Below are 16131 nucleotides of genomic sequence, written 5' to 3'. Positions count from 1 at the left end.
TAATGTCATTATGAATTTACACGAGTATCAAGGAAAAGATATACTAGCAGGTTTTGGCGTGAGAGTACAACGCGGTATTGTAGCCCAAAACGCAGACGAAGCAGTAGAAGCTGCAAAAAAATTAACAGAAGAAACCGGAACAGGTTGGCACGTAATTAAAGCACAAGTACATGCTGGTGGTCGTGGTAAAGGTGGCGGTGTAAAACTTGCTAAAAATTTAGAGGAAGTTAAAACAGTTGCTGGACAAATTATAGGAATGGACTTAGTTACACCTCAAACTTCTGCCGAAGGTAAGCGTGTGCACCAAGTATTAGTTGCCGAAGATGTATATTATCCAGGTGATAGCGAACCAGACGAATTTTACATGTCTGTGTTATTAAATCGAGGTACAGGTCGTAACATGATTATGTATTCTACAGAAGGTGGTATGGACATCGAAACTGTTGCCGAAGAAACACCACATTTAATTTTTACTGAAGAAGTAGATCCTGCTGTTGGTTTATTACCATTTCAAGCAAGACGTGTAGCCTTTAACTTAGGTTTATCTGGTTTAGCATTTAAAGAAATGACTAAATTCGTGATGTCTTTATACACAGCTTACGTAAAGTCTGATTCTTCTTTATTCGAAATTAACCCAGTTTTAAAAACTAGTGATGATAAAATTTTAGCTGTTGATGCTAAAGTAACTATAGATGATAACGCTTTATATCGTCATAAAGATTATGAAGCATTAAGAGATTTACGTGAAGAAAACCCAATTGAAGTTGAAGCTAAAGAAGTAGGATTAAACTACGTAGATTTAGATGGAAATGTTGGTTGTATGGTAAACGGAGCTGGTTTAGCAATGGGAACCATGGATTTAATTAAGCAAGCAGGTGGAGAGCCAGCAAACTTTTTAGATGTTGGTGGTACTGCTGATGCTGCTCGTGTTGAAGCTGCTTTTAAAATTATATTAAAAGACCCTGCGGTAAAAGCTATTTTAATTAACATTTTTGGTGGTATTGTACGTTGCGATCGTGTGGCACAAGGTGTTATTGATGCTTATAAAAACATGGGGAATATTGAAGTGCCAATTATTGTACGTTTACAAGGTACAAATGCAGATATCGCAAAAGAATTAATTGACAATTCTGGATTAGCGGTATTAAGTGCTACAGAATTCCAAGAAGCTGCAGATAAAGTACAAGAGGTTTTATCGTAAAACATACTTCTTAGTTATATAATAAAAAAAGAGCAACTTAATTGTTGCTCTTTTTTTGTGGTTTATTTTGAGATTGGGGTTTTGGTTTATCACTTTTTTTAGGCATTGGGCCTCTTAAATGTATAACCAAACCATTTAAAAAATTACGTAATATTTGATCGCCACATTCCATGTATTTTGGGTGATCTTCACGTCTAAAAAAGGCGCCTAATTCACTTTTAGAAATTCTAAAATCTACTAAAGCGAGAATATTAACAATATCATCATCTCTTAACTTTAAAGCAACTCTTAATTTTTTTAATATATCGTTGTTCGTCATAATTTTTAATGAGCTATTTAGCTCATGCATTTCATCGATTTTGTAATTAGTGAATGCCCAAATTAGCGTTTTTTTAAATTAATAATCTAATGTTAATAATAAAAATATGTTTTTAGATGTTTTTAGTTTTGTAATTTATTGTTATTCAGTTATTTAAAATGTTTTTTTGTATTTTCATTGAATAGGATGATAAGACGAAAAGCATATTTTTTAGTTAATTTTACTAAAGGTATTGACGAACTTAATGATAATTACGATTAACTACAAAGTGGTTTTCGATGAGATGCTTTTTATGCGGGATTAATTTATGGCCTTTCTGCTTAAATTTATATTGTAATTAAAGAATCCCCATATTATGGTAAATAGAATAGAGAAATTAAGTCTTTTATCTGAAATGATAGCCTTTGCACAACATGATAAAGATATACAAAATATCGAATATAACTTTTTATTAGGAGTAGCAAAACAACTTGGAATTTCTAGAGAGGATTTCGATTATTTAATTGAATATCCTATTACTTATACGCATTTAAAATCACATAGCGAACGTATTGTACAATTTCATAGATTAGTATTATTGATGAATATCGAGCAGGAACATAGTGATATTGAAAATAATAAAAGTGTAGCAAAATTATACAACTTTGGCTTAAGAATGGGACTAAGTCATGAGTCTATTACAAAAGTTTTGTACTTAATGGAGAGTTTTCCGAATAAAATAGTACCACCAGATGTATTAATAGATATATTTAAAACGCAATATAACTAACCAAATAATGCGTTGTCTCTCACATATATCTTATAGGGTTGAATTTAAGTGTTAATTTTAAATTTAGCAATAATCATTATGTAAAAGCTAAAGGTTTATACCTTTAGCTTTTCTATTTTATCTTGGTATACTTTTATTTCGTCGCGCAATTTGGCAGCTACCATAAAATCTAGTGCTTTTGCTGCTGCTTCCATAGCTTTGCGCTTTTCTTTAATTTTCTTTTCAAGTTGTGGTTTACTTAAATATTCACTTTCGGGTTCGGCAGCTTTTGCGGCTTCTAATTCATAATGATAAGTGCTAACCGAATTTTTAGTAAGTGCATTATCTAAACTTTTATTTAAAGCTTTTGGTTTTAAGTTATGTCTAGTGTTATAATTTATTTGCTTTTCACGACGATAATTAGTTTCATCAATGGTTTGTTGCATGCTTTTAGTAATTTTATCGGCATACATTATAGCTTTACCATTTAGGTTTCTTGCAGCGCGACCAACCGTTTGAGTAAGCGATCGCGTAGAACGTAAAAAACCTTCTTTATCGGCATCTAAAATGGCAACTAATGATACTTCGGGTAAATCTAAACCTTCACGAAGTAGGTTTACACCCACTAAAACATCAAACAAACCTTTACGCAAATCTTGCATAATTTCTACCCGCTCCAAGGTGTCTACATCACTATGAATATAGCGACAACGAATTTGAATTCTATCTAAATACTTGGTCAATTCCTCTGCCATGCGTTTCGTAAGTGTAGTGACTAACGTACGTTCGTCTTTTTCTACACGAATTTGTATTTCTTCAATTAAATCGTCTATTTGATTTAAACTCGGGCGCACTTCAATAATGGGATCTAATAAACCAGTTGGTCTAATAATTTGTTCTACGTAAACCCCATCGGTTTTTTGTAACTCATAATCTGCAGGAGTAGCACTTACATAAATAACTTGGTTTTGTAAAGCTTCAAACTCTTCAAATTTTAATGGACGGTTATCCATGGCGGCAGGTAACCTAAAACCATATTCTACTAAGTTTTCTTTTCTGCTTCGGTCACCGCCGTACATGGCGTGTACTTGCGAAATAGTAACGTGACTTTCGTCTACAACCATTAAATAATCGTCTGGAAAATAATCTAGTAAGCAGAAAGGGCGTGTTCCTGGTTGTCTGCCATCAAGGTAGCGCGAATAATTTTCTATACCAGAGCAATACCCGAGTTCACGAATCATTTCTAAGTCAAATTCAGTGCGTTCTTTTAGGCGTTTTGCTTCAAGGTGTTTACCAATATCTTTAAAATAATCATGTTGCTTAACTAAATCGTCTTGTATATCTTTAATAGCATTTTGTAACACATCGGGTGAGGTTACAAACATGTTGGCAGGATATATGTTTAAACGATCGTATTTTTCAATAACCTCGTTAGTTTGTATGTTAAAGGCTTCAATGTCTTCAATTTCATCACCAAAAAAATGAATACGAAAAGCATCATCAGCATAACTCGGGAAAATATCTACAGTGTCACCTTTTATTCTGAAGTTTCCGTGGTTAAACTCTGCTTCGGTTCTAGAATATAAACTTTGTACAAGTTTATGTAACAATTTAGTTCTAGAGATTTCTTGATCTCGTTTAAGGGTAATAACGTTTTTTTGAAATTCAATGGGGTTACCAATACCATATAAACAGGATACCGAGGCTACAACCAACACATCTCGCCTTCCAGAAAGTAGTGAGGATGTGGTGCTAAGTCGCATTTTTTCAATTTCTTCGTTTATAGATAAATCTTTTTCTATATAAACGCCAGAAACAGGAATATAAGCTTCGGGTTGATAATAATCGTAGTACGATACGAAATACTCTACTGCATTATTTGGAAAAAACTGCTTAAACTCAGAATATAACTGTGCTGCAAGGGTTTTGTTATGCGCTAAAACTAGAGTAGGACGTTGTACGTCTTGTATAACGTTAGCTACGGTAAAGGTTTTACCAGAACCTGTAACACCAAGAAGTGTTTGAAATTTTTCGTCTTGATTTATGCCATTAACTAATTGCTTTATGGCTTGTGGCTGATCTCCTGTTGGGCTAAACTCTGATTCTATCTTAAATTGCATATTGCAAAATTAAGGAAAATAAGTGTTTAATGTTTTAAACTAAAGTGTCCTTTATAGGTTTTACCATCTGGAAGTTGTATGTAAAACCAATAATCGTCGTTTGGTAAAATCTGGCCTTGATATAAACCATCCCATCCTGCTGATAAGGGATTAATTTGTTTTAGAAGTTTGCCATAACGATTAAATATTTGAATATAAATATTAGCGTTTATTTCGGTTGATAGCCCAATAACATTCCAAGTATCATTAATACCATCGTTATTAGGTGTGAAAAAATTGGGGAAACCAAATACAGAAACCTCTGTTTCTATAGATTCGCAACCATTGGTGTCGTAAATAGAAATAGTATGTAAACCCGCTTGTACATTTGTAAAGGTATTATTTTGCTGTGGCGAAGTATTATTTAAAACGTATTCGTAATTGCCAGCTCCTGATACTATAACACTAATGGTATTGTTTGTAGAACCTTCGGTAACAATAACATCTTTAATTATAGCAGTGCTTGATGTATTTACAGTAATACTATTACTGGCAGAACAACCATTTAAAAAAGTAGCTATTATTGTATAAGTTCCGGCTTCATTAATTTGAATTGAAGCGGTATTTTGAGAAATTTCAGTGTTATTTAAAAACCATTGGTAACTCGTCGTATTATCATCTGCATTGATAATGCCAGAATCAATAGTTATGGTGTCAGGATAAGTATTAATGCAATAGGTATACGTTTCCGTATTTAGAAACTGAGGGACTTCTAAAGCTTGTAGCGTAATTGGAGAAAGCTCATAACAATCGATGTCATTCTTAATTTTCACATAAATAGTTTGTGAGTTGGCTTGGGTATTTTGATAATTTCCAGAGATTTCATCGGATTCATTGGTATCTGTATAAAAATTAATATTTGGCGGTTCTTGGAAATTAGATAGAATGGTTGCTTTTAAATCATCTAAATTAAATATCGTATGGCCATCAGAATCATCATCACAAACTGTTAAGTTGAGATTGTTTATGGTAAAAGGTGTAAAATATTCTATAGTAATTTCGCCGTAAGAAGTACATTGTCCTTGTAATTCAACTTCAACATTATAAGTGCCAGCTTCTTCAACGGTAAATGTTTCATTAATAGCTCCAATAATTTCTGCACTATCTTTAAACCATTTATAGGTATTATTACCAAGTTGAGAGGCATCTAGTGTTAAAGTGTCATTTTCGCAAAGTGGGTTATTGGTATCTATTAATCGATCTTCTCCTAGGTCTGTACTTAATTTAAAACTACCAGCTTCTAAAAACACAGCAGAATCGTACCTGTAGTTTTGTTCATCGGCAATTACAAGTTTAACATGGTAAGTTTCGTTAGGAATGGTATTAGCTATGGCTGTAAGTACAGCGGTTTGCCCATTAAAATTAATAGGGGCAGAGGCGTCGTTCCAGCTACCAAAATAACTTTCGTTTTCTGCGCTGCAAGAGTTTGGTATTTCTGGATGAACGGTAGTTACTTTTACAGGAGTTTGTGTGTTTGGTACTAAAGCAATATTCGTAAAATTGGTAGCGTTTTTTTCTTTTATTAGAAACCCAAATAAATCGGAATATTGGCAAGTACTACTATTATTTTCTTGGTATTCTTCTGAAGCAAAAACGTAATTAAAACTAATTTGTGAGGCAACAGATTTAAATTCGAACTCAATAATAGTAGCGTTTAACGTATTGGTTTCGTTTAAAATAGTTTCTAAGTCACTATCTCCAGTCCAATTTGTAGCATCGTCGTCGCTTAACGTAGTATTAGGACCTTGAACGTTTGTTAATTTTCCAGTGCTTAAAACAATACCATTTGTAAAAGGAAATGAGGAGTTGTTGGCATCGAAGTAGCCAAAGCTTTGGTCTGTGCCGCCAAAATTTCCGCCCACAACATTAGTTACCACAACATCTGTAATACAATTGCTGTCTATTAAAATATCTTCGATAAGTTGTTGTGCGGTGTAAGTAGCACTTTCTACTTGAACATTTTGCGCAAAAGAAAAAGCGCTTATAAAAAGGATGTTAAATAAAAGATGTTTCATGTTAATTTAAAACGCTTGGGTAAATATAAGCACTTAAATATTATATTTAGCGTTTTAAGGTGAAGTGGCCATTGAACGTTCTACCATCGTTTAAACTTATTTTATACCAATAGTCTCCTGTAGGCATTAGTATCCCTCTAGATGTGCCATCCCACCCCTCGTTTAAAGAAGAGGCTTGTTTTAGTAATTTACCATATCTATCGAAAATAAAAATGGTTTTAACATCTGTAGAGTTATTTAAACCTATAATTTGCCATGTATCGTTATAACCATCATTATTTGGGGTGAAAAATTTCATAATTCCCATAACTGAAAGTTCTAAACTTGTTAGTCCGCAACCTTTTTTGTCATTAACATAAAGGGTATAAAGCCCGGGGGTGACATTGTAGAATTCAGGACTATTTTGGTATGAAATATTTAAGCTTCCCGTTTCTGCCAAAGCGAATTCGTAATCTCCTAAACCTAAATTTGAAGTATTTACGGTTACGCTATTATTCTTTTTAGTAAAATCTACAATAGTAATATCATCGGTTGTTAGTGTGGCGAGTTCGGAAGCATTTACAAAAACTTCTTTAGTTTCAGAGCAATTGGTTCCATTAGTAGTTGTAAGGGTAACAAAATACGTTCCGGGTTCTGATACGGTTAATGTTGAAGTGGTCTCGCTTAAAAGTTGATATGCAATACTGCCATCTAAATTAGTAAAATGCCATTCGTAACTGTAAGTTTTATTAATGTTTGTTTCAACCGGATCTAAAACAATAGTAAATTCTGGATTAGAGCTGCAAACAATTTGTTCTGTTTCTATGCTAAAATCGGGTAATGGCTCTACAATTAAAAGGTTGGTGAGTTCTTTTAAGCCCAAACAATTATTTCCTAAATCACTTTTTACACGTACCCAAATACTTTGTGTGTTAGGTGAATTAGTGTTGCTGTGGTTTGTAATATCTAGAATTTCGTTTATTTCTAAAGTTGCATCTTCTTCCGATTCGTAAAAGTGAGTTGTTACATTTAAATTGGAGAAAATAGAATTCTCAATATCATCTTTTACTGAAGAAAAATTAAAAGTTGCAATGCCATCGTAGTTATCTGTGCCATCATCGCATTGGTAAATGGAGTCTGGATTATATGAATTTAAAGCGACGCTCGATGGACTAACAACTATTGATAAAGCTACGGCACGATAACAGCCGTTTGCATTTTCAACCCGTATCCAAATAGTTTCAGGAGTAAAACCAGGTGAATCTTGATAGTTTTCTGGTGATGAAATAGCATTTGTATTTGCTTTTGCCTCGGTTTCGGTTTCAAAATATGAAAAGGATAAGCCTTCGGAAACGTAATTAGGATTAATATCTTCTTTTATACTATTTAATGTTAAATTGAAGAATGCTTGTCCATCGTTTGAAGCGTCGTCGCATTGCGTATACGTGTTTGGTGTATTGGCTGTTGGTAAAGCATTAATAAATAAAGTAGCTTCGTTTGAATATAAACCACAAGTGTTACCCGACCGATTTAACAAAACTCTAAACTTATAATTGTTGAAACTATTAGGTGCGTTATTTACGGTTAAACTTTGGGTTGTTGATCCAGAAAAATTAATATTGTCTGTTAGGGTTTGCCAAGTAGAGCCATCGGTACTCAATTCCCATTGATAGTTTTCTGCATCTGGCGAGCTAACACTAAACATTCCAGAACTTAGCTCACATACTGTTAAATCTTCAGGTTGGGTTGTTATACTTATAGGCGCATAGTTTAAATAATTACTGTCTGGTAGGGTATAACCATCAACCGCATTTGTAACAAGTCCGTTAGCATTAACCGTAACCCTGTTGTTTCCTACATAAGTATCTAGATTTTTGTCGGTAAAACCGGCTTCAATAACATCGCTACAGCCATCACCATCGCTATCGTAATCTATGTAAGAGAATACAAGATCGCTATCTAAATCGTTTAAAACATAACCTAGGGTGTTGCTGTCTGCAGAAGTTTCGGCAGCGTCTGTCCATCCGTTTGTGCCGTAATTTGGACCGTCTTCAATACCATCTAAATTGGTGTCGGATAATGTTCCTAATTGGCCAGTTTCAATTAAATCGAAAATACCATCGTTATCGCTATCTAAATCATAAAAATCGAAAATACCATCGTTGTCAGTATCAATTGGGATTGTAAAGCCATCATAAACATCATCTAAACCATCAAAATTATTATCAATTCCGGATAACGCAATTATTTGTCCAGCGCCTTCAATGTTATCTGGAATCCCATCGTTGTCGCTATCAAGATCTAATTCATCTTTTATACCATCGTTATCTAAATCTTTTTTGAAACAGGTTAATGATATATTTCCAGAAAAGGTTGATGGTGTTACTTGATCTGAGAGATAATGATGAAACGAAAAGCTTTCTATGGCATTAGCTAAAAATTGATAAGGTGTGCTTCCTGTTGAAGCTGTATTTATTTTAAAATGAATTTCGGAACCTGATATTTGAGTAATACCAGTTTCAAAAACACCATCAAAATTTGAATCAACTAAAAGTTTATCGTCGGGATCTACGAGTGTAATATTTTTGTTTGATGGTGTTATGTTCACTACAAAGTATTCATTGTTATTTACTGCAGACTCAATAGCAGCTTCGGTGAACTTAATATTAACCGCTTCTGTGAAATTTAAAGTATATTCACTTTCTGCTGAAGTGTCATTTCCTAAAATACTAACAAAATCGCCTAAATTATCACCAAAAAAGGTGTTTAAACTACCTGAACTACTGGTTTCGGTATAAGAAGCATTTACAATTGAGGTATTTGTTGAGTTGTCTTGATAAATTAATTCAGGATTGGTAACGTCGCTTAAATTTATAGTAACATCGCCTTTAGATTCTGTACAGTTTAAAATACCATCATTATCGTTATCAACATCTAAATTGTCGATTATACCATCGTTATCGATATCGTCTGGACATAAACTTACGGGTACTTCGGTCGATTCTAAAGTTTCCCCTGTACATGTAATCGTACCAATTAGCTTGTATTTACCAGGAATTGTTGGTGTTATTGAGGGTACATTTGTGCTTATTAATTGGTAGCCCGAACCATCATCGAAATACCATTCGTAGGTGTCAAAACTACTAGCATTTGCAGCTTCTAAAGTGATATTTGGAATACAATTTCCTAAAGAAGAGAATTGGGTGTCGAAACCAATTTCTGGAGCTGTTGGAAATCCTGAATAATAACCACCAGAACTAGCAGAACCATTTACGTTAAAATAGGCTACATAGAGTTCGTCATCACCTTGCACAGAAACGTTATTTGTTAAGCCTGTAACTTTGTAGGTAACGTAATCGTTATTACCAGAAACGATGCTTGGACCAATAACATTATAGTTTGAAAGCGCTAAATTATTGATGGTAATGTTTGCACCTGCTTTTGTTACAATTGAAACGCCTCCATTGTAAGTGGTGTTTCCAATATTGTCGATATCGGCTATGTTATCAATATTTCCTTTAGTTTCACAACTTAACGGAGGAACAAAAAATAAACCTTGATTTGCTTCACTACTCGAACCTATACCTTGATACGCAAAAACATTCTCAGATGTTTCTACATACATATTTCCAAATGTATTATAATTATTACCTTCTATAACATAATATTCTCCGGCATTTATTGTCGCTATTGGGGCATTTCCATTAATGCTAATGGATGTATTATTGGTATGAGCAACAATTAAGGCATTTTCCCAATTATTATTTCCATCGCCTTTAACAAATATGTATTCCCTTCCAATTTTTGATAGTCCAGCGATTTGATCTAACCCATAATCTCTGCCAGTGCCACCACCAAAACTCCCGTTTGCAGAACCACAGTTTACAACAATTGGCTTTGTTGATGAAACCAAACAGCCTATTAATCCATCGGTTAAATTGTTAGATATATTTTCTTCCAGGTTTGCGGCAATAGTATAACTTTCTCCTTTATTTAAAGTTACAGAAAAAGGAAAACCACCTGCGTAATTTTTTAAAATAAGATTGTTAGGTATATCACTAAAAGTTACCACAGTATTATCTTCGGTTGCCATAGCAGATGCAAAACTTAAGTAATTATCCTGCGGATTTTCACTTGTAAACATACCTATTCTAAAAGTAGTATCTAATGCAGATAAACCTTTGCTAACTAAAGCACCAGCTTGAGCGCTATTGCCGGCTTCCATCCTTATGGATACATAAACAGGAGCATCGGCCTCTATAATATAGCCTTTATCTCCGGTTATTGTTGAGGTTGTGTTAGAGTTAACGAATAACTGGCCATTACCTGTGCCTAAGTATTGAATAAGCGGTGTGTTGTTATCTACAAACCCTGTAAGGTAACTAGTAGCGGGTTGCCCAACTGGTATAATGGTATATGGTACTGGTGTATTGGACGGCGTAGATATATAAAGATATTGATTTTCTGGATTGGCATTTCCAAATGCCGAACTTGTTAGTGGAGGGATATAGTGTGTGGTACTTAATTGTGCATAACCTTTAATGGAAAATACAACTAAAAGTACTAGAAAAAATAAATGTTGGTTAAGCTGCATTAATGGAATTAATTAAAACCTTTATAGGAACAAATTATGTATGAAAATATGTTTTTTAATTTACTTTAGACTTTTTTAACTTTAAAAGGTTTAACTATTAGTTGTAACGTTTTTCAATGAAGTGTAATTCGGTCAAAAACACGCAAAAGATTGGTTAACGTTTTAAGGTGAAATGGCCTTTTAATTTAAAGGTTTCTCCATTTTGAATTATATCTGCCACATACCAATAATCGTCTGCGGGCATGTTATAACCATTAAATGTACCATCCCAACCATGCGATGTGTCCATAAGTGTTTTTAAAAGTTTACCATAACGGCTATATACATAAACAATGGTTCCTGGTATTTCTTCTATACCTACAATATGCCAAGTATCATTATAGCTATCGTTGTTTGGGGTGAAATATTTTGGAATATCAATAACCATAACTTCGGTAGTTACATCATCGCAACCAAAAATATCTCTTATTGTAATTGTATGCAGTCCATAAGTTACATTTTGAAAAACATTAGACGTTTGGGGTTCTCCATCATCTAAAATAAAAACATAATTTCCAATGCCATTTACACTTACCGTAATACTATTTGGATCTTCAAAATCTACTTTTGTGGTAAATTCTATATCTGCCGATTGCGATTCAACTACAGTAAACGATTTAGTAAAAGTACAGCTGTTAGAATTTGTGTGAGTTGTGGTTGCTGTAACCCAATAATCGCCAACTTGACTGGCATCGGACAGTTCTATTTGTGGTGTAGTTTCACCAGTAGACCACAAAAAGGTATCGTTAGGATTACCGGTTGAAGCATCTAAAATTAAAGGTAAATCGTTAACACATAAAGGTTCTATATCTTCTATAGAAACTTGTGGCAAGGCATCAATATAGATGTTAAATTGCGTTGTACCATAACAATTAGTTTGATTGTTTTCTAAACGAACATAAATAATTTCGTCGTTAAAAGCTTCATAATTATTGGTTAAGGCATTGGTAGCATTATTGGCATCGTCTAAATTGCTATAATATGAGATAGTATATTCTGAGGAGTTTAAACCGTTTAAAATACTTGTGTTTTGGCTAGTTAAATCGAAGACTAACAAGCCATCAAAATCGTCATCACAAGCTATTAAATTGTTTGGTGTGTTGGGAATAGGGTTTTCATTAATTTGTAATGTAATTGGTATCGAAATATGGCATCCTGTCTCCGGATTGGTTATTCGATAAAATATGTCATGACTATTAGCTGTATAATTGTAGGTGCTGTTAATTGGGTTTTGGTTATTTTCGGCATCATCAAGAGTATCGTGATAACTTATTGTTACCGCAGTAGCATCGTTAACAAGCATATTGTTTACTAAGGATAAATCGTAAGTATTTGTGTCGTTATCGCAAATTTGAACCGTTGAAATGCTATTTGTTGCAGGTGGTAAATTTACCAACAATTCTACTGTATTAATACTATAACAACCAGTAACCTCATTAGCTACTTTTATGTAAACCGTTTTAGCAACCGAACTAAAAGCCGTAGGATTTGTAATTTCTTGAGAGTTATCTAATCCATCATCTGGATTAATATCTTCAAAATTTTCGAAGTAGTTTATAATTAGATTGTCTTGAAGACGATCTAAAATTTCGTAATCTGCGGTGGTTAAATCAAATATGGTTTCACCATCGTAATCTGCATCACATGCAACCAGTGGCGCTGTAACAGGTGTAATATCTGGTGTTGAAATAATGTTGATGCCTAATTCTTCAATCACAAAACATAAAGAATCTTCACTTTCTATTCGCACATATAAACTTTGTGGATTAGAAGTATTCGTAAAATCGAGCGGTAACTGATTTTGGTTATTTTGAGCATCAACGCGATTGGAATGAAATGAAATATTTAATACATCGGGAGAGCCTTGGGATATTTCAGTAACTTTTGTACTTAGATCAAAGTTATGAATACCATCATTACTGTCGTCATCACAAATTAAGTAATCAATAATTTGATTGTAAATAGGGTCGGGAGAAACTTGCAGTATAAAAGAGCTTGTACCGTAACAATATGGATCTGTAATATTTTCTACTTTTACGTAAATGGTTTGTGGACTTGTACGATTTCTATATACCGCATTTTTATCTATCTGATTGGTCAATGCGGCATCTTCAAAGTATAATACTTCTTTTCCTGTTTGTCCATTTAAAATTTCTTCATCTTTTTCCACTAATAAAAAATCGGCAAAGGCATCGCCATCATCTTCACATATTTGATAGTTACTAATAGTTGGAAAATCAGGAAGCGTATTCACAATTATTTCAAAAGGAACAATAGAGTAGCAGTTGGTGTCCGTTACAATATCCTCAACTCTAACATAAATTGTTTGGGTGCCAGTATTGTAGGCATTTCGTTGTGTTTCGGGTATAGTGTTTTGGTTTAAATCGGCATCTTCAAAACTAGTAAAAAAATCTATTTTTAAACCAGTAGTGTTACTTACAATTTCAGGAATTTTATCGTTTAAATTTACTAGTGTTTCACCATCAAGGTCGTTATCACAAACAACAATATTATCGGGTTGATTTGTTGTTGGGGCGGTGTAAACTTCAATTCTAAATGGGTTTACAGTAAAACATCCAGAATTTATAGCTTCAATTCGGGCGTAAAGCGTTTCAATTGGGCCGGTGTTATTATAAAAAGGAGGAAGTTGATTAATGTCAATTTGTGCATCGATATCGCTTTCAAAATAGGTCACTCTAAAATTTGGATTATTACTAGAAATAATACCATCAAGTGAATGTAAATCTATACTAGCAATGCCGTCGTCGTCGTCATCACAATAGGGTATAACCGCGTTTTCAAATAGTAATATTGGGTTTATTAGTAAAGTAATTTGGGACTTTTCGGAACATTCTCCGTTACTTAATCTAATGTATAAAACGTCTGGACTTGTAGCCGAGTATAGTTGTGATTTATCAAGGGCGTTAACATTATTATCACGATCCTCTTCGGTTTCATAAAAGGTAACGGTAACTGGTAGTGGTAAATCGTTAGAAATGTATGCTTCAACAGTAAGTAAATTAAAGTTTAGGGTATCATTTTCATCATCGTTATCATCACAAAGAGCGTAATCTCCCGTATTTGTTCCTGTTAAAAGCAGATTGGTATGAATTTCAAAAGGAACAATACTATGACATCCTGAGGCATCATCTACTATTCTTAAATAAATACTTGCCGAACCAGGTTCAGCGATGGCATTGGTAAATTGATAATTTGTTTCGTCTGCAATAGGATTATCGCCAGTTTCTGCATCGTCTCTAGAAATATGAAATGTAGTTGAAACACCGGTTAATCCATTAAGAATTTCGTCAATTACTTCCGTTAAATCGAAGGTAGCAGAACCATCTAAATCGGTATCACAAGCGTCAAGATATTGCGTGTCTCTATTTACAATCGGGCTTACTGTAATATTTACATTAAGCGTAGTTGTATTAACGCAACCAGTGGTTGTATCGACAATACGAACATAAACCGTTTCGTTAGGAGTAGAACTGTTTATATATGGTATTGAAATTGGATTGTCACCTGTAGAAACATCTAAAGAATTATAATGATAACTAACGCTGTAATTGGTATTTCCTCCTGTAATCTCATCATCTTTTTCAGAAAGATATATTATTGTAAATCCGTCTGCATTATCATCGCCATCACAAATATTTAAATCGCTAGGTGGTGTAATCTGGGGTAAAGGATTTACAATTAAATTGAAGGTTGTATAAGCAAAACAATCGCTATCTAAATCATCAATTCTAACATAAATTAGTTGCGGATTTGATGCATTGGAAATTGGAGTTAAAATAGGATTAATATTATTTCTAGCATTTAAATCGGAATAGTGGTATGAAAAATCATAATTCGTAAACGGAATGTTAGCAATGAGTTCGTCGTTTTTTGTGGTTAAGTCGAATACTTCAATGCCGTCTTCACTCGGGTCATCGCATAATTCATAATCAGAAATAGAATCTATAGGTTCTTCTGAGTTTAGGGTAATTATAATTTCATCTTCTTCCATGCAATCGGCACCATTTACAGGAACTGTCACTTCTACGTTATAAGTGCCGCTTTCTGTAGCATTATAGGTTGGTGAAATTGCACCGGAAATTAAATTTCCATCTAAATACCAGGTATATGTAGCAAGTGGGTTGTTTATGTTAGCATCTAATAAAGTTGAGGCTGCACAGGTTTCAATATCATCTCCTAAATCTAGTATATTAAAACTATCACCCTCTATAAATACAGCCGAATCGAATGTGCCGTCGGTGATGTCAGCAATGATTAATTTAATATGATAAGTAACATTTGGTTGTATATTTCCAGAAGCATTCAATATAGTTGTACGCCCATTGTAATTAGTGTCTCCCACATTATAACCATCAAAATACTGATCGTTTTGGGCGGCACAAACACCAAAAATTTCTGGATGAACAGAGTTTGTGCTTACTGGCGTAGTTGTAGATGGAACTAGTGCAATGTTTTGATATGGATTTGTGGTTCCAGCTTCTTTAATTAAGAATACAAAACCTTCAGTTAATCGACAGGGGTTATATTCAAAATACTCTTCTGAAGCAAATAAATAATTAAAATTAAATTGATTCGAAATTGAAATAAAATCAAATTCAATTGAAGTGGCATTAACGGTATTAGTTATACCTAAAGCAGTTTCAATATCTGGGTCGGTTCCCCATGTTGAAGAGCCTTCACTAAGTGTTGGAGTTCGTTCTGAATTACCACCCGATTCTGCACTTCCAGTAGATAATACAATACCGTGCGAAAACGGAAAATTAGAACTACCTCTTTCAAAATAACCGTAACTCGGAAAACCATAAGAGCTTCCATTTACGCTTGAGTTTATGTTTGATATATCCACACAACCATCTACTAAGTTATTTTGTATTAATGGCTCTAACCCTATGGAACTGTCAATAGTTATTTTTTGAGAAAAGCTAAATTTACTAAAGCTTAAAAGAAAAAATAGGATATAGTAAAAATATCGCATAGCTATTGTAGGGTTATTTCTAGATTTTTAGGGATTGTATTTTATAATTGTAAATTACAAAATATATTTTTCTGAAAAATA

7 protein-coding genes are annotated in these 16131 nt (G+C 33.7%); 2 read left to right on the top strand and 5 right to left on the bottom strand.

Annotated features, from left to right (window positions below):
- The first annotated feature begins 10 nt into the window (after positions 1-10).
- A complete protein-coding gene (gene sucC / locus PW52_RS12685) occupies positions 11-1201 on the top strand; it encodes an ADP-forming succinate--CoA ligase subunit beta (RefSeq protein ID WP_044633335.1) in 1191 nt (396 codons plus the stop codon).
- A 37-nt stretch (positions 1202-1238) separates the two neighbouring features.
- Here sucC and PW52_RS12680 read toward each other — a convergent pair whose 3' ends face one another.
- Positions 1239-1550 carry a DUF1456 family protein gene (locus PW52_RS12680; protein WP_240475184.1) on the bottom strand — a complete coding sequence of 104 codons (312 nt, stop codon included), beginning with the start codon at positions 1548-1550 and terminating at the stop codon, positions 1239-1241.
- 325 nt (positions 1551-1875) lie between these two features.
- Here PW52_RS12680 and PW52_RS12675 point away from each other — a divergent pair, with 325 nt between their 5' ends.
- Complete coding sequence (locus PW52_RS12675) at positions 1876-2289, top strand: hypothetical protein (protein WP_044633334.1); 414 nt, start codon at positions 1876-1878, stop codon at positions 2287-2289.
- 95 nt (positions 2290-2384) lie between these two features.
- On the opposite strand, the gene uvrB is transcribed toward PW52_RS12675, so the two are convergent.
- The 4 genes from uvrB to PW52_RS12655 form a co-directional block, all read right to left on the bottom strand.
- Positions 2385-4388: an excinuclease ABC subunit UvrB gene (uvrB, locus tag PW52_RS12670; protein WP_044633333.1), complete on the bottom strand. Its 2004-nt coding sequence runs from the start codon at positions 4386-4388 to the stop codon at positions 2385-2387.
- A gap of 26 nt (positions 4389-4414) precedes the next feature.
- The gene (locus tag PW52_RS12665; protein WP_044633332.1) at positions 4415-6442 is read right to left on the bottom strand and encodes a T9SS type B sorting domain-containing protein; all 2028 of its coding nucleotides are present in this window, start codon (positions 6440-6442) and stop codon (positions 4415-4417) included.
- A gap of 46 nt (positions 6443-6488) precedes the next feature.
- A complete protein-coding gene (locus tag PW52_RS17875; protein WP_044633331.1) occupies positions 6489-11015 on the bottom strand; it encodes a T9SS type B sorting domain-containing protein in 4527 nt (1508 codons plus the stop codon).
- 154 nt (positions 11016-11169) lie between these two features.
- The gene (locus PW52_RS12655; RefSeq protein ID WP_044633330.1) at positions 11170-16050 is read right to left on the bottom strand and encodes a T9SS type B sorting domain-containing protein; all 4881 of its coding nucleotides are present in this window, start codon (positions 16048-16050) and stop codon (positions 11170-11172) included.
- Positions 16051-16131: the final 81 nt, after the last annotated feature.

Origin of the sequence: Neotamlana sedimentorum, assembly GCF_000943565.1 — a bacterium.
Taxonomy (GTDB): domain Bacteria; phylum Bacteroidota; class Bacteroidia; order Flavobacteriales; family Flavobacteriaceae; genus Neotamlana; species Neotamlana sedimentorum.
Note: the sequence above shows the minus strand (reverse complement) of the source record. Positions and strands in the feature narration are given on the sequence as shown.